Raw genomic sequence first — 19,325 nt, 5'->3', positions numbered from 1 at the left:
AATCTCAGAAAATTATTAAAGTTTTCTAAAAATAGTATTGATTCCATCAAAAGTCTGGACTATAATAACAATTAACGAAAGCGCTTTCGATGAAGAGGAGACAGCAATGGTTACAATCTATGACTTAGCAAAACGCACTGGGTTTTCCAGTACGACCGTTTCAAAAGCTCTTAACAATTATACAGATGTGAGTCAAAAGACGAAGCAAAAAATCCTCGATGCAGCGGCTGAAATGGGTTATTTACCCAATGCTCATGCCCAGTCCTTATCAACGAAGAAATCCTGGACGATCGGGGTCATGTTTGCAGAGGACAATGAGGTCGGATTGAAACATCCTTTCTTCAGCGCCCTTATTGAAAGTTTCCGCAAGTATGTGGAGCGGGAAGGCTATGATTTGATCTTTGCTTCACGGAACCTCCGGAATCGGGACACAAGTTATCTTGAGCATTTCTTATATCGTGCCGTAGATGGAATCGTCGTGATCTGCTCAGATCCAAACGACCCGCAGGTTCAAGATATGATCAATAGTCACCTGCCGATTGTCGTGATCGATATGAGCAATCAGAACTGCAGTGTAGTCTATTCCGATAATATTGAGGGTGGAAAATTGGCTGTCAAACATCTGCATTCGTTGGGCCATACCAGAATCGCTCATATTTCAGGGGATCCGTCAATTGATGCGGGAGCACAGCGGATCAAAGGCTTCACGAAGGGTATGGAGGAGCAGAATCTCCCAATTCTTGATGGGTATCTTGTTAACGGCGGGATGTTCTCGATTGAAGAAGGAAAGGCTGCAATGGAAAGGCTTCTCGCGCTGGATACAGTCCCAACAGCAGTCTTCGTTGCAGGTGATCACATGGCCATCGGTGCCATGGAAGCCATCAAAGAGAAGGGATTAAGAATTCCTGAGGATATCTCCATCATCGGGTATGACGATATCGAAATGTCATCGTACCTCACTCCCAAGCTGACCACGGTCAGACAGGACACTGACCGGATCGGTGCACGGGCGGGTCAATTGCTTATGAAACAAATCATCCAGAAGAAGAAACTGTTAACCACAGAAGTCATCCCGGTAGAACTCATTATCAGGGAATCTTGTACAATGGTAAAAAAAGAAAAAAAGAAATAATCTTATATTTTTTTGGGGATTTCGAAACCGGTTTCGAAATTTTAATTGAAGAAAACCGAAACCGCTTTCGTCTCTATATTTATAAATGAAAAAGGGGGATTAAGATGAAGAAGATTTTGGCAATATTCATGACGGTTATACTGGTTGCGGGGGTACTTTCGGCCTGTTCGGGAGATTCCAAGTCATCGGGCAAGTCAAAAGATAAAGACGTAGATTTAAAGATATGGTCCTTCACGGACGAACTGAAGAAACCGATCACGAAATTTGAAGAGAAAAATGGTGTGAAAGTAGAATTGACGATTGTACCGATTGCCGATTACCCGACGAAATTAAAGCCTGTTCTTGAAAGTGGCGTTGGGGCACCTGATGTATTCACAGGAGAAATCGCGTTCCTTAAGCAGTGGGTAGACGCAGGCTACTGGGAAAACTTATCAGAAAAACCATACAATGTAGATGAAATCAAAGATAAATATGTACCTTATGTATTCGACTTAGGTAAAGATAAAGACGGAAATGTAAGAGCGTTATCATGGCAAACGACTCCTGGTGGAATCTTCTACAGAAGGAGCATCGCGAAAGAAGTACTTGGTACAGATGATCCAACTGAAGTAGGAAACATGATGAACTCAATGGATAATGTATTCAAAGTGGCTGACAAGATGAAGGAAAAAGGGTACAGCATGTTCCCGGATGAGGGTTCTATCCGCTGGTTCTCTCAAGGAGATAATCCACAACCTTGGGTGAACGATAAGAATGAGCTTCAACTGACAGATGAAAAGATCGAATATATGGAATCAGCGAAGAAACTTCGTGAAAACAGCTATACAGCTCTTGCTGCTGAATGGTCTCCATCTTGGTTCGAAGCGATGGATAAGCCGATCAAAATGAAAGAAAACGGTAAAGAGAAAGAAACACAAGTATTCTCCTATGTTCTTCCGACTTGGGGGCTTCACAGCGTTCTGAAAACGAATGTAAAGGAAACAGCTGGTGACTGGGCCGTTACAAGTGGACCAAGCCCGTACTTCTGGGGTGGAACATGGTTAGGGGTTTACAACAAATCTGAAAACAAAGAACTTGCTTATGATTTTGTGAAAATGATGACTCAGGATGACGAATTCCTGACAGATTGGGCGAAAGAAACGGGCGATGTCCTCGCCTACAATCCTGTAACAAATGCGATCAAGGATGACTTTAGCAGTGAATTCCTTGGCGGACAGAACAACTATCAATTCTTCCTTGAGCAGGCGAAAGAAATCGAGCCTGGTATTGTAACGAAGTATGACCAACAGCTTGACACGTTCTATGGAAACGCTGTTCAGCAGTATGTGGACGGAAAGAAATCCAAAGACGATGCCATCAAAGACTTCTATAAAAAAGTACAAAACGCATATCCTGACATAAAAGTACCAAAAAACTAAACAAGTAAAAATTCATTGGCAGGCGGCGTGGCTTCATGTCGCCTGCCGATAATCTATTAATCAACTAGGGGGGCTGGGGAATGAAGAAAGTAGATCGATTTGGTTATCTGTTTATCGCCCCGTTTTGGATCATCTTTTTAATATTTAGCATTTATCCTGTTGCTCTTACATTCTATTACAGTTTTACAAACTATTCAGGAAGCGGGACAGCGGAAGTCATCGGTCTTGCCAACTATACCCGTTTACTCACGGACAGTTATTTTGTGGAAGCATTTTTTAACACATGGAAAATATGGGGAATCAACTTTGCCCTGCAAATTGGTCTTGCCCTTGTACTCGCATTAATCTTCTCTGATATGAGAATGAAGTTGAGAGGTTTGGCGTTTTTCAGATCGATCTTTTATTTACCTAATTTAATCACGATTAGTTCGGTCGCCCTGTTGTTTGGTATCCTACTGGACTGGCAGCACGGATCATTAAATATGCTTCTATTAAATATAGGTCTTATATCAGAACCGATTAATTGGCTGAACGAGCCTGCGACTGCACAGCTATCTGTATCCCTGATCCTTACCTGGATGTGGTTCGGTCATTCGTTCATAGTCGTCATGGCGGGGGTTTCCGGAATTTCGAAGGACTACTATGAGGCTGCTTTGATCGATGGTGCAAACAGATGGCAGACTTTTACGAAAATCACGATTCCTTTATTAAAACCGATCTTGCTTTATATCATGATCACCTCCCTGATCGGCGGTCTTCAATTATTTGATCTGCCAATGCTTTTGACAGATGGAATCGGTTCTCCCGATGGATCACTGAATACGATGGTACTGTATCTGTACAATCAGGCATTCAAGTTCAATAACTATGGATATGCTTCAGCTGTCGCATATGGATTGTTCGTCATTACCTTGATCTTCTCGGCGATTGTCTTCAAAGGGATGTATGGAAATGAACGCAAACAAGCAAGGAAGGTGTAAAGCATGTTGGGAAAAACAGCGGTAGAAAAAAATGTACCGACTCAAAAGGTTGAAAAGTCAAAGCCTGAACTTCTGCCACATGAGTCCAAACTGAAGACCAGAAATACCATTGTGAAGAGCATCATCTACATCGTACTTGTGTTGATGGCGATTGTCTGCTTCATTCCATTCCTGATGATGCTTGTGAATGCAACAAGATCAAATGAAGCGATCCTGTCAGGATTCACCTTGATACCGGGGAGTTCTTTAGTTGAAAACTACACGACGATGATGGAGTACGTAAACATCTGGTCGGGGTTCAAGAATAGCCTGATCATCTCTGTCCTTACGACTTTATTATCAGGGTATTTCTCAGCATTGACTGCTTATGGATTTGCCTTTTACACATTCAAGGGGAAGAATTTCATGTTCGTCTTCATGCTTGTAATGATGATGGTTCCAGGACAATTGGGGCTGATCGGCTTCTACGAGCTGAGTAAGAATCTGGGGATCCTCGATTCCTTCATTCCACTGATCGTTCCGGCAATTGCAAGTCCGTTCGTCGTATTCTTCTTACGACAATACATCCAGACGACGCTTCATCCGAGTTTAATCGAAGCTGCCCGCATCGATGGAGCAAGTGAGTTCAAGATTTTCCATACGGTGGCGATCCCGATCATGATGCCGGCAGTTGCGACGATGTCGATCTTCACGTTCATCGGATCATGGAATAACTACATCATGCCACTCGTCATCCTGTTCTCACCTGAGAAATATACGCTGCCAGTCTTGATGGGATTCTTGAAGGGATCCCAAGTAGCGCAAAATTTAGGTTCAATGTACTTAGGGATTGCGATTTCAGTCGTACCAATCATGATTGCCTTCCTATTCCTGTCTAAATATATCGTCAACAGCATTTCAGCAGGATCAATCAAAGAATAGAGGAGAGAATGACCTATGAAATTTGATAAAACATTTACCTTTGGAACCGCCACATCATCGTATCAAATCGAAGGTGCACATAATGAAGGAGGAAGAACTCCATCCATTTGGGATATGTTCTGTGACATTCCAGGGAAAGTATATAAGCAGCATAATGGTGATGTCGCATGTGACCACTATCACCGATTCGAAGAAGATATCCAGCATATCAAGCGTCTTGGTGTAGACACCTATCGTTTTTCCATTGCCTGGCCACGAATCTTTCCTGAGAAGGGGAAGTATAATCAGGCGGGGATGGACTTTTATAAAAAATTGGCGGCAAGACTTCAAGAAGAAGGCATCAAGCCTGCTGTGACATTGTATCACTGGGACTTGCCGATGTGGGCCCATGAAGAAGGCGGATGGGTCAACCGTGAATCTGTAGAATGGTTCTTGGACTACGCAAGAGCTTGCTTCGCGGAACTTGATGGGGTCGTTGATTCATGGATCACCCATAATGAACCTTGGTGTGCAGGGTTCCTTGGCTATCATCAAGGGGTCCACGCACCGGGTCATACCAATCTGGATGAAGCGGTGAAAGCGGTCCACCATATGCTTCTCTCCCACGGAAAAGCGGTTGAGCTGCTGAAGAAAGAATTCAAATCTCAAACCGACATCGGCATCACATTGAACCTGTCACCTGTGTATCCAAACACGGATTCAGTGAATGATCTTCTTGCTGCCAACAATGCGGACGGCTATTCGAATCGTTGGTTCTTAAATCCAGTATTCAAAGGGGAATACCCGAAAGACATGATGAACCTGTTCTCGAAATATGTTCATACGTATGACTTCATTAAAGAAGGGGATATGGAACTGATTTCAACGGAATGTGATTTCTTCGGCATCAACTATTATAGCCGAGGAATCGTCGAGTTCAGTGCCGCCAATGATTTCATGCATAAGGGAGCTTATTCCGATTATGAAAAAACAGGCATGGGCTGGGACATCGCGCCGAATGAATTCAAAGACCTCATCCGCCGCCTGAGACAAGATTATACGGATCTGCCAATCTATATCACGGAAAACGGAGCGGCGTATGACGATGTTCTTGAAAATGGAAGAGTACATGATCACGAACGCGTCAACTACTTGAATCTGCATCTTCAAGCGGTTTCTGACCTTAATGAAGAAGGCATGAACATTCAAGGATATTATCTATGGTCGCTGATGGACAACTTTGAGTGGAGCTTCGGGTATGATAAACGTTTCGGTATCCTTTATATCGATTTCGATACGCAGGAGCGGATCTGGAAAGACAGTGCCTTCCGTTATGCTGAAGTCATCCGGGACCATAAAGAGAAGCATGGCCTTCATACCAATGCCGAGGAAGTAACGCAATGAATATGAAGGTGATTTTGACAGCCAAAGAAACAGGAGATCGGTTCTCTGAAAAAGAACCGGTTTCTTTTTCGGGTGGGCGTGCTTCTACCCACATCCAACTCGATCCGGAGCGCAAATATCAGGAAATGTTGGGATTTGGCGGTGCATTCACTGAAGCGGCGGCTCACAGCCTTTCCCTCATCAGCCCCGAAAAAAGGGAAGAAATCATTCACCGTTATTTCGATCCGTCAGAAGGACTTGGTTACCGCTTCGGCCGGACGCATATCAACAGCTGTGATTTTTCATTGGAGAACTATACGTATGTGGAAGATGGGGATACTTCGTTAGAAAGCTTCTCCATCGATCGGGAAAAGAAGCTCGTGATTCCCCTTATTCAGGAAGCAAAGGAAGTGGCCGGAGGGGAACTTTCCATCGTGGCTTCTCCGTGGAGTCCTCCTTCATGGATGAAAACGAACGGTGAAATGAACAACGGAGGAAAACTATTGCCCGAGTTTCAATCCGTATGGGCAGACTATTACTCGAAGTACATAGAGGCAATGCAGGCAGAGGGGATCCCAATCTGGGGATTGACGATCCAGAATGAACCGGAAGCGAAGCAGGTGTGGGATTCATGCCTGTACACCGGAGAAGAAGAACGGGACTTCATTAAAAATCATCTGGGTCCGTCCCTCGTTGGACATGGCCACGGGGATGTGAAGGTCATCATCTGGGATCATAATCGTGATGTGATTCATGAACGTGCGAAGGCAGTGTTATCGGACCCGGAAGCGGCCAAGTATGTGTGGGGGACGGGTGTGCACTGGTACGTATCAGAGGAATTTGAAAATCTCTCTAAGGTGCATCACGACTTCCCTGATAAGCATTTGATCTTTACAGAAGGATGTATCGAAGGCGGGGTCAGGCCCGGCGCCTGGGATACTGGTGAACGCTATGGCCGTAATATCATCGGTGATTTGAATAATTATCTTGAAGCGTGGATCGATTGGAATATCGTACTGAACGAAGAAGGCGGACCGAATCATGTCGGGAATTATTGCGATGCACCGGTGATCGTCGACACTGTGAATGACGACGTCCGTTACAACAGTTCGTACTATTACATCGGGCATTTCAGCAAATATATCAAAGAGGGAGCAAGACGGATCGGATGCCGGATTTCCAATGACACTGTATCGGCTACTTCCTTTGAAAATCCAGACGGGGAGATCGTCGTCATTGTGATAAATGCGAATGACCGTGAGGAAGAGATCTCGCTTGCAATAGATAAGGGGAATTTCAATACGACTCTCCCATTGCATTCGATTGCCACCTTTATTATTCGTTAGTTGGAAAGCAGTCCTTTTGGGGGACTGCTTTTTTGTGTATTAAGCACGCCCCCATGATCCATCCACACCCCTCCTCATATTCCCCGGACAACCATCATAGAATAGACCATCTTACATAAAGGCAGGGTACAAGCATATGAGTCTGTTTTTAAGGGGTACATTGGTGTTGGTGGTGACGGCCTTCTTAGGGGAATGTCTGGAGTTTATCATTAATATGATCCTGGCCCGGGAGCTGGGGGAAGCAGGGCTTGGCACATACATGTCGATTCTCCCGACGGTATTCCTGATCGTCATTTTATCGAGCATGGAACTGCCGATCAGCCTTTCGAAGTATTTTGCGGAAAAAGAGGAAAGGTATCACCGGGGGATGCTTCACTATGCTTTCAGATTTGCGGTGATCACGACGTGTATTCTTTTAGTGATCATGGTGATGGTTTATGCCTGGACTCCTTTATTTCAAGGATATCACTCAGGGATTCGCTGGCTTGTCCTGTTTGTAATCCCGATTGTGGCCTTCACTTCGATAACAAGAGGATATTTCATGGGGATCCAGCAGATGGGGAAAATTGCGGCCGCTAATTTTCTGCGTAAAGGAATCCAGTTATTTTTATTAGTGTCAATCTATCAATTCTTATCCTTTGGCATCGATACATCCATCTTCATTGCCCTTGGAACGTTAATTGCCAGTGAAGTGGTGGTTTTTGTATATTTGATTCATGCTTACGTTCTTGAAATTAAGGGTAAAAGAAAGAACAGCCATGCTAGACTATCAACAGGTGAAATGAGAAAGTCAGTGCTATCTGTTTCGATTCCGACCACGGTCCTTCGCATCTTTCATGCACTGACCCATGCCATCCAGCCTTTTCTGATTAAATGGGCGCTCGTCCTTTCGGGGATGGGGGCAGTGGATGCGAATGAACATTTCGGGATGCTGGCGGGAATTGCCCTCACCATCGGGTTCTTTCCTTCGTTCATTGCTTTTTCGATGTTGATCGTTTTGATCCCGACCGTATCGGAAAAAGTATCATCGAAGGATTTTGTTGGGATCCTGACCCATCTTAAGCAAGTGATGTGGCTGACATTGGGCTACGGTGTTCCGGCCGTGCTGATTTACTATACTCTCGGGGACTATATAACAGAGACATTTTTTCACTCTGTTTCCTCCGCCTATTATTTAAAGCTGCTCTGGCCGTACTTCCTGTTTCATTTTTTGGTATTTCCTCTCCAAGCTTTTTTGATCGGGCTGGGACTGGTGAAGGATGCTCTCCTTCATACCATCTGGTCGAGTGTCTTTTCGTTTTCACTCATTTACCTGCTGGGTTCCCGTTTTGGAATGGAAGGCGTCATCCTCGGTATGAATGCAGGAGCCGTCTTGATTACCATGCTCCACTACGTGACCATCTGCAGGGAATTGGAAACGACTCTTTGGTTAAAATCAGCCATAAAAATGTAAACTATACAAAACAAATGTGCGAGCGTGAGGCATTTGTTTTGCAATAGGAGGGACGGACCTTTTATTCTATTTGTAATATGTAACACCTACATACCAATCTGCTGTTATGATGGCTGATTTCATAACCTCCAAAGGAGAAATCTATGATCGATTCTATTTTATTCAATATCATGTTAGTCGGAGTACTCGGGATCGCTTCCCAATGGGTTGCCTGGAGATTCAGGCTGCCGGCCATCGTCATCATGTCAATTGCCGGACTGCTCGTAGGTCCGATTTTCGGCCTCATCAATCCAAAGGATGATTTCGGGGAAGTGTTTAAACCCATCATATCGATGGCTGTTGCCATCATCCTCTTTGAGGGAAGCCTGAATCTTGATTTCCGCGAAGTGAGGGGACTCGGGAAACCGCTCTTCAGGATCGTGACGTTCGGAGCCCTCCTCGCCTGGATCCTTGGTTCCCTCGGAGCCCATTATGTTGCAGGATTATCATGGGCGGTTGCCTTCGTGATCGGTGGATTGTTCATCGTTACGGGTCCTACGGTCATCCTGCCGCTCTTAAGGCAGGCGAAGCTTAAACCGAGACCTGCAGCGATCCTGAAATGGGAAGGGATTGTGGTCGATCCATTCGGCGCATTGATTGCTGTATTTGCCTTTGAAATCATCAACTTTTTGATTAGTGACGATGTAACAGGACTATCATTACTGCTTTTCTTTGCCGCTTCCCTATTTGCCGTCGTATTCGGATGGGCACTCGGGAAGTTCACCGGCTTTATCTTTGAAAACGGACAAGTTCCGGAATTCCTTAAGTCACCTGTAGTGTTTTCACTGGTCCTTGCCTGTTTCACGATATCAGATCAAATCACACATGAAACCGGCCTTCTTGCTGTAACGGCCATGGGTATGACGCTGGCTAATATGCATATCTCATCCATCGGTGATATGCGTCACTTCAAGGAAAATATTTCGGTGCTGCTCATATCGACTATATTTGTTATGCTGACTGCATCCTTAACCGTCGACACCCTGTTCCAGATCTTCAATTGGAATATCATAGCATTCGTCCTGCTCATGCTATTCATCGTACGCCCGATTTCGATTTGGCTTTCGACGATAGGGACGGACCTCTCCGTCAAGGAGAAGTTCCTTGTCGGATGGATCGCACCGAGGGGAATCGTCGCCTTGACCGTTTCAAGTTACTTTGCGTCGGTATTGTTGGAGAAGGGCTTTAAGGACGCATCCATCCTTACATCCCTAACCTTTGCCCTTGTATTCTCAACCGTATGTGCACACGGATTTTCAATTAAATGGCTGGCTAAGAAACTTGACCTGGCCATCAGCGATCAGCCTGGTGTCATGATTGTCGGAGGAAGTAAATTCAGTACCGAATTCGCCAAAACCCTTCAGAATATGAAGATTCCGGTACTGATCACGGATTCTTCCTGGCAGCGATTGTTTTCGGTCAGAAAAGCCGGGATCCCGTTTTACAGGGGAGAGATTTTATCTGAGCAAACCGAGTACCATCTGGATACGACCCCTTATGAATATATGATCGCAGCAACGGAACTCGATTCCTATAACGCCCTCGTTTGTACGACATTCGTACCTGAGGTCGGACGGAACAACCTCTTCCAGCTGAGCCTTAGAAGCAAGCGTGATGATGACCTGGAAGATATGGTCCATACAATCGGTGGACGCATTCTCTTTCAAAATCATGTCACATGGGAAGAGTTGAATAAACGTGTCGAGCGTGGAGACGTATTCAGGAAAACGAATATTACGGAAAAATACACCTTTGAAGAGTATTTACAAGAGCGGGATGAAAATAACCTGTTGATGTTTGCCCATAAACCAACCGGAAGAATAGAATTCTTTACGGAAGGTGCATCACCGAAGATCGAGCAGGGAGATGTGATTGTAAGCCTGACTCAGCCTTGTAAGGAAATCAACAAGATTCAAGAGAAGCTAAACGTTCAAAGGGAAACAAAAGCAAAAGAAGACAAACAGAAAGAAAGCGCCGACTGAGTCGACGCTTTCTTTTACTTTTTATCCGTATACTGCTTACCTAACAGCTGCTTCACCTGATTGTACGTCAAGCCGGATTGTGCGTTCCGACGTTTAACCTCATCGATATCCGTCTCTGCTTTCGAAACATTCCTCTTCTGCTGATCCATCCAAACACCCCCTATTCATTAATGTCAGTCACATGGGGGCATTCTATACAGGAAGAAGAGGCCGGGACATAACTAAATCCATTTCCTTTAAAGACATCAAAAAATTAGTTAGGATCACTTGTTACACCGCTATTGATTTCCGTGCAAGACTTCGCTTTCCTCGGGCGGAAAGCGAGCACCTGGAGCGGAAATCAACCACTACACACTACATCCAAAAGTTCCTGCGACTCTCCTTTTATGAACGTGTACGCTTATATACAAGATCAAAGATCAGGATGATGACGGCAAGGGCATAGGCGGTATATGAATAGGTGGAGTGTTCTGCCATATTCTTCACGCCGATACCGATAAAGGCCCATACAAATACGAGTGGGTAAAGGAGATCATGCTGCGTGATACGGAACCAGAAGGCAAGGACAGTCGCGACAATCAATCCGAGATAAGCCCAAACTAGCCCGGAAATCCCCAATCCGTTCCAGCTGATATCCGTTAAATAATAGGTGATATTCACAATCGTCGCAATCGAAATCCATCCTAAATAGATCGAAAAAGGGGCGGAATCCAGCAGGGACGGACCTGTGCTTTTAATGCGCTTATAAAGGGCAATCAAAGTGATTAATAGTCCAAGCATAATAAAGACAGAAACAAGGAAGTAGTTATAATGCCAAGCCAGGATCCACGCTGAATTCAACAGGCAGCTCAGTACGAATAATCCGCTTGTTGCCTGATAAAGCGGGAGCTCCCGTCTTGCTTTAGGGAATTGTCGGATGATCCAGATGGCGAGCAGAAGGTAAATGAGGCTCCAAATGGAAAAAACATAGCCTGCAGGTGTAATCATGATGTCGAGCCTGTCACTGATTTCGCTCGTGGATTGATTGTTCAAAGGCAGTGTGACAGCCAGCGTATTCATGACGATCACCAATGCGAAGGCTAAAATATTTAAAATCAACTTCATAGTGTATCCCCCTTGAAAAATAATGGTGCTGCAGGAAAGGGTCCCTTTCAGAGACCTGTTGTTTGCTATATACTATTCCACTTTTATCCGTTTAAAAACCAAATGAAGAGAGTTTGGGTGAAAGGAATTGTTAAAGATCATGAAGGATTTAGAGGTTTTATCGAGAATTAGAAATAAGATAAGGACAATTTACACATTTATATTAGGGGGACATTATGGACCGTACAACTCATACATATTCAAATGTTTGGAATTTAGATGTTTTTTTCAAAGGTGGAAGTGAATCACCGGAATTCAGGACTCATCTCGATACATTGGAAAAGAAGAAAAATGACTTCGCAGAGAATGCCCTTGCCTTTCATCCGCCTCAATCGGCGAACGATGCGGAGCTTGTATGGAAGCTCATTGATGAAGCGAAGGAAGTGATGCTGTATTTGCGCCAGGCTGGTGCTTTTGTCAGCTGTTTGGAAGCTCAGAACATGCATGATCGGAAGGCCGATTCTCTTCGAAGCGAAGTCACAAGCCTGAGTGCAGATTTCTCATCTACCTTCACGAAATTCCAGCAGCAGCTTTCAGATTGCAAAGAAGAAGTGTGGGAAGACCTGCTGAAGCATGATCGCTTAAATGAGATTACGTTTGTGCTGAATGAATGGAGACAAAAAGCGAAGGACAAGCTTTCAAGCAGTGAAGAATCCTTGATCGGGGCGCTCGCAGTCGATGGATATCACGGCTGGGGACAGATGTACGACACGATCGTCGGGGCGATGGACATCACCCACGACGGAAAAAATCTCTCGGTGGGCCAGGCCAATAATCTCCTATCAAGTCCCGATCCGAAAACCCGTAAAGAGGTTTTTGATAAATTGGAGGATGCGTGGGAACAGAATGAGGAGCTCTTTGCCCGGACCCTCAATCATCTTGGCGGCTTTCGCTTGAATGTGTATAAAAAGCGGGGCTGGGACGAATTGATGAAGGAGCCTCTTGAGTACAACAGAATGAAGCAGGAGACCCTCGACGCCATGTGGGGGGCCATCAGTAAAAACAAAAAGCCTTTCGTCCAGTATCTAAATCGGAAAGCGAAATTGATCGGCAAGGACAAACTGGACTGGTATGACCTGGACGCTCCGGTGGCAGAGTCGACGAGCACGATGTCATACGATGAAGGAGCGAAATTCATTCTGAAACAGTTCTCCCGTTTTGGAAGTGAGATGGCACAGTTTGCAGAAAAAGCCTTTGCGGACGAGTGGATCGAAGCAGAGGACCGCGCAGGAAAGCGTCCCGGAGGCTTCTGTACATCTTTCCCGTTAAGCGATCAATCACGGATCTTCATGACATACTCAGGCTCGATGTCGAATGTTTCGACACTTGCCCATGAACTTGGACATGCGTTCCATTCCTATGCGTTAAAGCCAATGCATACATTGAACCGTAACTACGCCATGAATGTCGCAGAAACGGCCTCCACTTTTGCCGAAATGATTGTGGCAGATGCAGCCGTGAAGGAAGCAGAAACGAAGGAAGAAAAGATTGCCCTCGTCGAAGATAAACTTCAGCGGAGTGTCGCATTCTTCATGAATATCCATGCCCGATTCTTATTCGAAACCCGTTTCTATGAAGCACGCAAAAAAGGGATCGTGTCTGTCGATACGTTGAACGAGCTGATGGTGGAAGCCCAGAAGGAAGCATTCGCCGGTTCACTGGGAGAGGTCCACCCTCGATTCTGGGCCTCGAAGCTCCATTTCTATATCACAGGAGTGCCGTTCTATAACTTCCCGTATACATTCGGCTACCTGTTCTCACTGAGCATTTACGCGAAGGCACTGGAGTCCGGCGAAAGCTATGAAGAGAAATACATGGCCCTGCTCCGTGACACAGCCGTCATGAACGTGGAGGACCTTGCCATGAAGCACCTCGGTGAGGACATTACCAAAGAAGCCTTCTGGCAAAAAGGAATCAACCTCTGCATAGTGGATGTAGAAGAATTCCTCGAACTGACGAACTAAATAAGAGTGTTGAGGTCCGTCCCTGCTATTGAGGGACGGACCTTTTTAATGTTCAGTCCTACCAAACCTAAGCCTCAAGTCTGATACGAAAATAAAGCTCCGGCTCGTTATGGGAAATCGGGAAACCAGGTAGGATAGAGACATGAAGAAGAAAGGAGGCAACAAACATATGAAGAAAGTTGGATTGCTTTTAGCTGGAGGAATTGCAGCGATCGTACTGCTGGCCAATTTAGGACCGATTGTGGGGCTTGCGATCTCTTTATTGATCATGTACTACAGCTTTAAAGGTTTCGTCAAGACAGACTCCACAGGGAAGAAAATCCTCTGGGCGCTGATCGGTCTTGCCGCATTCAGTGCAACCGTATCAAACTTCCCGGCGATCATCGGGCTCGTTGCTCTGTATGTCCTGTATGTAATCTATAAGAACTGGAAGAAAGAAGAAGTCATCATCGAAGAGAAAACGTCGGATCCCTTCACGAACTTTGAAAGAGAATGGTCACAATTAAAAAACTAAAGGAGAGATTTAACAATGGCAAACTTATTTCAACGATTGAAAAATACCGTCATGTCAGACCTTCACGAAGCAATTGATAAAAAGGAAAAGAAAAATCCGATTGCGGTTCTGAATCATTACTTAAGGCAATGTGAGCAGGAAGTGGAAAAGGTAAGAAAGCTTGTCGAAAGGCAGTATTTATTAAAAGAAGAGTTTCAGAAAGAGTATCAACAGGCTTCCGTTTTAGCCGACAAACGAAAGTATCAGGCAGAGGTAGCGTCCAAGGCTAGTGAAGAAGGCTTGTATGAATTTGCCCTGCAGGAACAAAAATACTATGAAGAACGTGCCGTGCGGATCCAGGAATCCAAGCTGCAAGCGACAAGAGAGCTTGAAGAACTTGAGCGTAAATATGAAGAAATGAAGCACAAACTAAAGGATATGTACATCAAGCGTATGGAACTGATGGGGAGGGAAAATATTGCCCGCGCCAATAATAAAGTGAATTCGGTACTTGAATCATCATCAGGTTACAACAATAGGGTATTCTCTAAGTTTGATGAAATTGAGACATACTTAGATCAACTCGAGCATGGTGTGAATTCTTCCTATTATCGGAACACAATCGACGCGAAGATCGCCAAATTGGAAAAAGACATGAAAAATGAGGAAACAGAAGCCATTCCGTCCTAAAACATGGTATTCTAGGGTAAGAAAAACAAGATAACAATTAAAAAGGGGGAGCCCATGATGGGTTCACCCCGTTTTATCATAGGATATGAGCCGGTTGCGGGACGTTAAATACATAACCGGAAAGGAGGGACCCCCATGTTCAATCGTTTACGTTCTGACGGAATCAGTTGGATCATTTTAATCGGGACATTGCTAATACTGCTGGAAGTCTCCTTTTATGATGGGGGGGTTCTCGTCTTTCTATCGATTGCGGCATTCTGCATATATATCGGACGCAAAAAACTGCCGAGGACGTCTGGGAAGATCCTGCTTTGGTTCGGGATCATCAGTTTAGCGATCAATATCTTCAATACGGTGGCGTTTAAGTTTTTGTTATTCGGTATTCTTCTATTTATCATTGTACGCTTCGCCGATTCAAAGAAACATCCGAAGTACATCACGCCGTCCATCAAGGAAACATTTTCGCAAAGCCATGAACCGCTCATCATGAAAAGGTCCGCTCTTCAGAATGAATGGTTCGGTCCAAAGCGGACGCCGGATGATGTGTATGAATGGAATGATATCAACATCCAGGGCGTCATCGGGGACTCGGTCATCGACATCGGGAATACGGTACTTCCAAAAGGGACTTCCGTTGTATCCATCCGGAATATACTGGGGAATATCGAGATTCTGATCCCATATGACGTGGAAGTCAGTGTGCATCACTCGGTCCTGGCGGGATCCATTGAGATTTTTGATGAAGTAGAGCCGAAAGCGATCAATCAGTCACTCTATTATCAAACACCAGGATACGATGAGGCGGTCCAGCGGGTGAAGATCATCACCTCCATGTGGATCGGGGATCTTGAGGTGAAGAGAATATGAGTACGGTCAGTAAGCAGGTCGTTGCAGGTATCCTCTTTTCACTTATCATGGTGTTGTTTTTATCCTTTTCCTTCTTTTATTTATATCCGTTGCAGGATTGGTCCCTTTTATGGGAAGTGGAAATCATGGATATACCAGGAGCAGGATTTATTCTCGTTTTCAGTATTGTGATCGGCATTGTTTTCGGCATCCGGAGCGGCTTGAAGGATAAGCGGCAGCTGCGGGAAATGGAAGATGCCCTTCATCATGTGGAACAAGGGCGCACGATCACAATTCCTGAAACGGCAACCTCCGAAGTGCAGCAGGTGTGGAAAAAGGTAGATGCCCTCGGGAAGCATCTCACCGATCAAGCCAGGTACTCCCAGAAACTTGCCAATGAAAAAGCCGAGGAGCAGGAAAAAAGGATACAGGAAATCGTATCTCAGGAGCGGAATCGTTTGGCAAGGGAATTGCATGACTCGGTCAGTCAGCAACTGTTCGCCGCGTCGATGCTCATGTCTGCCATCACGGAAACCCCATCGGCTGGACGCACTCCTCATGAAGAAAAACAGCTTGGAATGGTCGAGCAGATGATCCATCAATCGCAGCTTGAAATGAGGGCACTCCTTCTCCACCTTCGCCCAGTTGCGTTAAAAGGAAAGAATCTTCAAGAAGGAATGAAGGAGCTGTTGGTCGAATTAGCTCAAAAGGTGCCTCTTGATATCGAATGGAAAATCGAAGACATGAGCCTGGATAAAGGAATTGAAGATCATTTATTCCGGATTTTGCAGGAGTCGGTTTCGAACACACTTCGCCATGCCAAGGCCACTTCCCTCGACATCCGCCTCATTAAAAGGGAATCCATCATCATTTTAAGGGTGGTGGACGATGGCCTCGGATTTGATGTGAATGAATCGAAGGTGACGAGCTCGTATGGGCTTCAGAATATGAGGGAACGGGCCATTGAAATCGGTGGGACGTTTAAAGTCGTCAGTGTGCCAAATAAGGGGACGCGCATGGAAGTGAAGGTTCCCGTTGTAGAGAATGAAGGTGAAAAGAATGATTAAAGTAGTATTTGTCGATGACCATGAAATGGTACGGATCGGGGTCTCATCTTATTTGTCGGCCCAGGTGGATATCGATGTCGTAGGGGAAGCGTCTGACGGGAAAGAAGGCGTACAACTTGCCCTTGAGCTGAGGCCGGATATCATCCTGATGGACCTTGTAATGAAGGAAATGGATGGCATTCAGGCGACGAAAGAAATCATCCAGGATTGGCCGGAAGCGAAAATCATCATTGTGACAAGCTTCCTCGATGATGATAAGGTGTATCCTGCCCTTGAAGCGGGGGCCGTCAGTTATATGCTGAAAACATCCAAGGCAAGTGAAATTGCAGAAGCGGTTCGTAAAACCCATAACGGGCAGTCAATACTCGAACCCGAAGTGACGGGGAAGATGATGACACGGATGAGGCAGAAGACTGTTTCTCATCCTCATGAGGAATTGACAAACCGGGAGCTTGAAATCCTCCTTCTCATGACGCAGGGGAAAACGAATCAGGAAATCGCCGATGAATTATTCATCGCCCTGAAAACAGTGAAAACCCACGTGAGCAACATCCTCTCCAAGCTCGGAGTACAGGACCGGACCCAGGCCGTCATCTATGCCTTTAAACATGATCTCGCAAAATAATTTAAGAAAGTGGCCCAAAAAGAAAACTTTTTGGGTCACTTTTTCGTATAGAAAGAAGAAAGCAGAGCGCATCAAATGTAAATAGAATCATATGAATGGACATACGATGTTGAAAGTAAATAAGTGCAAAAAAATGACAAATATTTCATCAAATGAAGGAGGAATAATGTTAAAATAAGCGATATATTGTAAAATTTTGAAAAATAAGCAGTGGAGGGTCAGAATATGAACGCACAATTCAGTAAGCCAAAACGATTCGGTGAAATACTGGATCATACATTTCGACTGAGTAAGAACCATTTCAAAGATTTTTTCCTGATAGTCCTTGTATTATTGGGACCTGTCTATTTATTGCAGGCACTCATTGAACTCGCGTCGGGAGTCAGTTTTTTTAGAACGACAGGATCAGGGGAAACCTGGTTCGATGGAATCGTCAACAGCTTTTCAGGAGAGTTTACAGCCGAGGAAGGACCGGCAGTGAACGTGGGAGCGGAACTCGGCACGGCTCTGATCGGTTTGATTACGATGATTTTGACACCGATCGCACAAGCGGCGATTTTATTTACGCTGAATCATATGAGGAAAAATGAAGACTACTCGGTCAAGCTGGTCATCAAAGAAGGATTCTCTCGTTTTTGGCCGATCATCGGAAGCAGTATCCTATTTGGATTGATCGTGTTTGGTTTTATATTTGTCCCTGTTTTCACAATCGGGATCGCAGGGGTATTCAGTGCTGCTTTGTTTGATACAGGGGTCGGGGTGATCATTACGATCGTCGTCTTATTCCTCCTCATTGCGGCTATAGTCGCTTATCTTTTGGCACGCTGGAGTTTCTACCTGGGAGCAACGGCCATTGAGCATGACGCCCCGGGACTTGGTAGAAGCTGGAGACTGACGAAAAAGCGCACTTTCACCATCATCGGATTGTATATCGTGTTCGGCCTGATCCTTGGGATCGTCAATACCGCATTTGAATTGACGTTCGGCCTCGTATTGGGAAATAGTGTTTTATACGGGATGATCCTCAATGTAGTGACATTATTTACGACCATGTTGTTCGCTGTTGGCTTCGGAGTGATGTTCTTTGACCTTAAAACAAGACATGACGCGGATGATTTAAATGACATGATCGATGACTACCATACGATTTAACCAAGGAAGTATCCAGTCTGGCCCGGGGTTCCGGGCTTTTGATCTGAAAGCTAGGTGAAGAAAGTGTTGAATGAAAACAGAGCAAGGGATCGACTCGAAGAAATTCTGGAAGGGGAAGAATACAAAGCCTACCTCCAGGCTAATCAGGACCTGCTGTCGGGCCTGTGGGAAAAGGCAAAGGAATGGATCCGGGATCTGCTCGGTAATATTAACCCTTCTCTTGAACCGACGGGCGGGGCGGCGTCGGGAATCCTGATAACGCTCATCGTCATCGTTGTGGGCATCCTTCTCCTCATAGCATTCAATGTGGTGCGAAACGGGGTGAGAAGACGCAGGTTCCGCTCGAACAAGCCCCTTCAATCCATGAACGAGATGGAGTGGTCCTATACAAGGCATCTCGAGGAAGCGCGTAAGCAGGAGGACCTGGGTGATTATACGAAAGCCACCCGTCACATGTTCCTGGCACTGCTTCTGTACTTTCATGAAAGGGAGTATCTGGAAGCACGCGTGTGGAAGACGAACTGGGAGTATTACGATGAACTGCGTAAAGTGAATCAAGGATGGGCGGATCGATTCTACCGGCTTGCCCTTTTATTCGACGAGGTTGCGTATGGTGAACGTGAAGTGGAGAAAGAGGAGTATCTCCATTATAAACAGGAAGCCAGCGGCTGGTTGGAAAAAGGAGATTCATAGATGGACAGTGTAAGGGAAA

Annotated in this window: 18 protein-coding genes; 16 read left to right on the top strand and 2 right to left on the bottom strand. The window is 45.3% G+C overall.

The window, feature by feature from the left end; genetic code table 11:
• Window positions 1-106 precede the first annotated feature (106 nt).
• The 8 genes from ACSQ2E_RS20345 (at window position 107) to ACSQ2E_RS20310 (ending at window position 10,633) form a co-directional block, all read left to right on the top strand.
• On the top strand, window positions 107-1,132 hold the full coding sequence (locus tag ACSQ2E_RS20345; RefSeq protein ID WP_435993620.1) for a LacI family DNA-binding transcriptional regulator: 1,026 nt from the start codon (window positions 107-109) through the stop codon (window positions 1,130-1,132).
• A gap of 104 nt (window positions 1,133-1,236) precedes the next feature.
• Window positions 1,237-2,550 (top strand): ABC transporter substrate-binding protein, encoded by a 1,314-nt coding sequence (locus ACSQ2E_RS20340; protein WP_435993618.1) that lies wholly within the window; start codon window positions 1,237-1,239, stop codon window positions 2,548-2,550.
• Window positions 2,551-2,630: 80 nt separating this feature from the next.
• Window positions 2,631-3,530, top strand: a complete 900-nt coding sequence (locus ACSQ2E_RS20335; RefSeq protein ID WP_435993616.1) for a carbohydrate ABC transporter permease — start codon at window positions 2,631-2,633, stop codon at window positions 3,528-3,530.
• Window positions 3,531-3,674: 144 nt separating this feature from the next.
• A complete protein-coding gene (locus tag ACSQ2E_RS20330; protein ID WP_435994663.1) occupies window positions 3,675-4,451 on the top strand; it encodes a carbohydrate ABC transporter permease in 777 nt (258 codons plus the stop codon).
• 15 nt (window positions 4,452-4,466) lie between these two features.
• Window positions 4,467-5,834: a GH1 family beta-glucosidase gene (locus ACSQ2E_RS20325; protein ID WP_435993614.1), complete on the top strand. Its 1,368-nt coding sequence runs from the start codon at window positions 4,467-4,469 to the stop codon at window positions 5,832-5,834.
• Complete coding sequence (locus tag ACSQ2E_RS20320; protein WP_435993612.1) at window positions 5,831-7,159, top strand: glycoside hydrolase family 30 protein; 1,329 nt, start codon at window positions 5,831-5,833, stop codon at window positions 7,157-7,159. Before ACSQ2E_RS20325 ends, ACSQ2E_RS20320 begins: the two co-directional genes overlap by 4 nt.
• 136 nt (window positions 7,160-7,295) lie before the next feature.
• Window positions 7,296-8,612 carry an oligosaccharide flippase family protein gene (locus tag ACSQ2E_RS20315; RefSeq protein ID WP_435993610.1) on the top strand — a complete coding sequence of 439 codons (1,317 nt, stop codon included), beginning with the start codon at window positions 7,296-7,298 and terminating at the stop codon, window positions 8,610-8,612.
• 143 nt (window positions 8,613-8,755) lie between these two features.
• Complete coding sequence (locus tag ACSQ2E_RS20310; RefSeq protein WP_435993608.1) at window positions 8,756-10,633, top strand: cation:proton antiporter; 1,878 nt, start codon at window positions 8,756-8,758, stop codon at window positions 10,631-10,633.
• A gap of 14 nt (window positions 10,634-10,647) precedes the next feature.
• Here ACSQ2E_RS20310 and ACSQ2E_RS20305 read toward each other — a convergent pair whose 3' ends face one another.
• Both ACSQ2E_RS20305 and ACSQ2E_RS20300 read right to left on the bottom strand, forming a co-directional pair.
• Window positions 10,648-10,782, bottom strand: a complete 135-nt coding sequence (locus ACSQ2E_RS20305; RefSeq protein ID WP_435993606.1) for a hypothetical protein — start codon at window positions 10,780-10,782, stop codon at window positions 10,648-10,650.
• Window positions 10,783-11,017: 235 nt separating this feature from the next.
• Window positions 11,018-11,737: a TspO/MBR family protein gene (locus ACSQ2E_RS20300; RefSeq protein WP_435993604.1), complete on the bottom strand. Its 720-nt coding sequence runs from the start codon at window positions 11,735-11,737 to the stop codon at window positions 11,018-11,020.
• Window positions 11,738-11,952: 215 nt separating this feature from the next.
• Between ACSQ2E_RS20300 and ACSQ2E_RS20295 the strand changes: the two genes are divergently transcribed.
• The 8 genes from ACSQ2E_RS20295 (at window position 11,953) to ACSQ2E_RS20260 (ending at window position 19,306) form a co-directional block, all read left to right on the top strand.
• Window positions 11,953-13,740, top strand: a complete 1,788-nt coding sequence (locus ACSQ2E_RS20295; protein WP_435993602.1) for a M3 family oligoendopeptidase — start codon at window positions 11,953-11,955, stop codon at window positions 13,738-13,740.
• A 169-nt stretch (window positions 13,741-13,909) separates the two neighbouring features.
• Window positions 13,910-14,254 carry a flagellar basal body rod protein gene (locus ACSQ2E_RS20290; RefSeq protein WP_435993600.1) on the top strand — a complete coding sequence of 115 codons (345 nt, stop codon included), beginning with the start codon at window positions 13,910-13,912 and terminating at the stop codon, window positions 14,252-14,254.
• A gap of 15 nt (window positions 14,255-14,269) precedes the next feature.
• The gene (locus ACSQ2E_RS20285; protein WP_435993598.1) at window positions 14,270-14,923 is read left to right on the top strand and encodes a PspA/IM30 family protein; all 654 of its coding nucleotides are present in this window, start codon (window positions 14,270-14,272) and stop codon (window positions 14,921-14,923) included.
• 135 nt (window positions 14,924-15,058) lie between these two features.
• Complete coding sequence (liaF, locus tag ACSQ2E_RS20280) at window positions 15,059-15,790, top strand: cell wall-active antibiotics response protein LiaF (RefSeq protein WP_435993596.1); 732 nt, start codon at window positions 15,059-15,061, stop codon at window positions 15,788-15,790.
• On the top strand, window positions 15,787-16,836 hold the full coding sequence (locus tag ACSQ2E_RS20275) for a sensor histidine kinase (RefSeq protein WP_435993594.1): 1,050 nt from the start codon (window positions 15,787-15,789) through the stop codon (window positions 16,834-16,836). Before liaF ends, ACSQ2E_RS20275 begins: the two co-directional genes overlap by 4 nt.
• Window positions 16,829-17,461: a response regulator gene (locus tag ACSQ2E_RS20270; RefSeq protein WP_435993592.1), complete on the top strand. Its 633-nt coding sequence runs from the start codon at window positions 16,829-16,831 to the stop codon at window positions 17,459-17,461. Before ACSQ2E_RS20275 ends, ACSQ2E_RS20270 begins: the two co-directional genes overlap by 8 nt.
• Before the next feature lie 225 nt (window positions 17,462-17,686).
• Window positions 17,687-18,613, top strand: a complete 927-nt coding sequence (locus tag ACSQ2E_RS20265) for a hypothetical protein (RefSeq protein ID WP_435993590.1) — start codon at window positions 17,687-17,689, stop codon at window positions 18,611-18,613.
• A 63-nt stretch (window positions 18,614-18,676) separates the two neighbouring features.
• Window positions 18,677-19,306 carry a DUF4129 domain-containing protein gene (locus ACSQ2E_RS20260; protein ID WP_435993588.1) on the top strand — a complete coding sequence of 210 codons (630 nt, stop codon included), beginning with the start codon at window positions 18,677-18,679 and terminating at the stop codon, window positions 19,304-19,306.
• Window positions 19,307-19,325: the final 19 nt, after the last annotated feature.

The sequence above is a fragment of the Rossellomorea sp. LjRoot5 genome, assembly GCF_964253455.1.
GTDB lineage: Bacteria > Bacillota > Bacilli > Bacillales > Bacillaceae_B > Rossellomorea.
The sequence above is the reverse complement of the archived record's forward strand: the minus strand, read 5'-3'. Positions and strand labels throughout refer to the sequence as shown.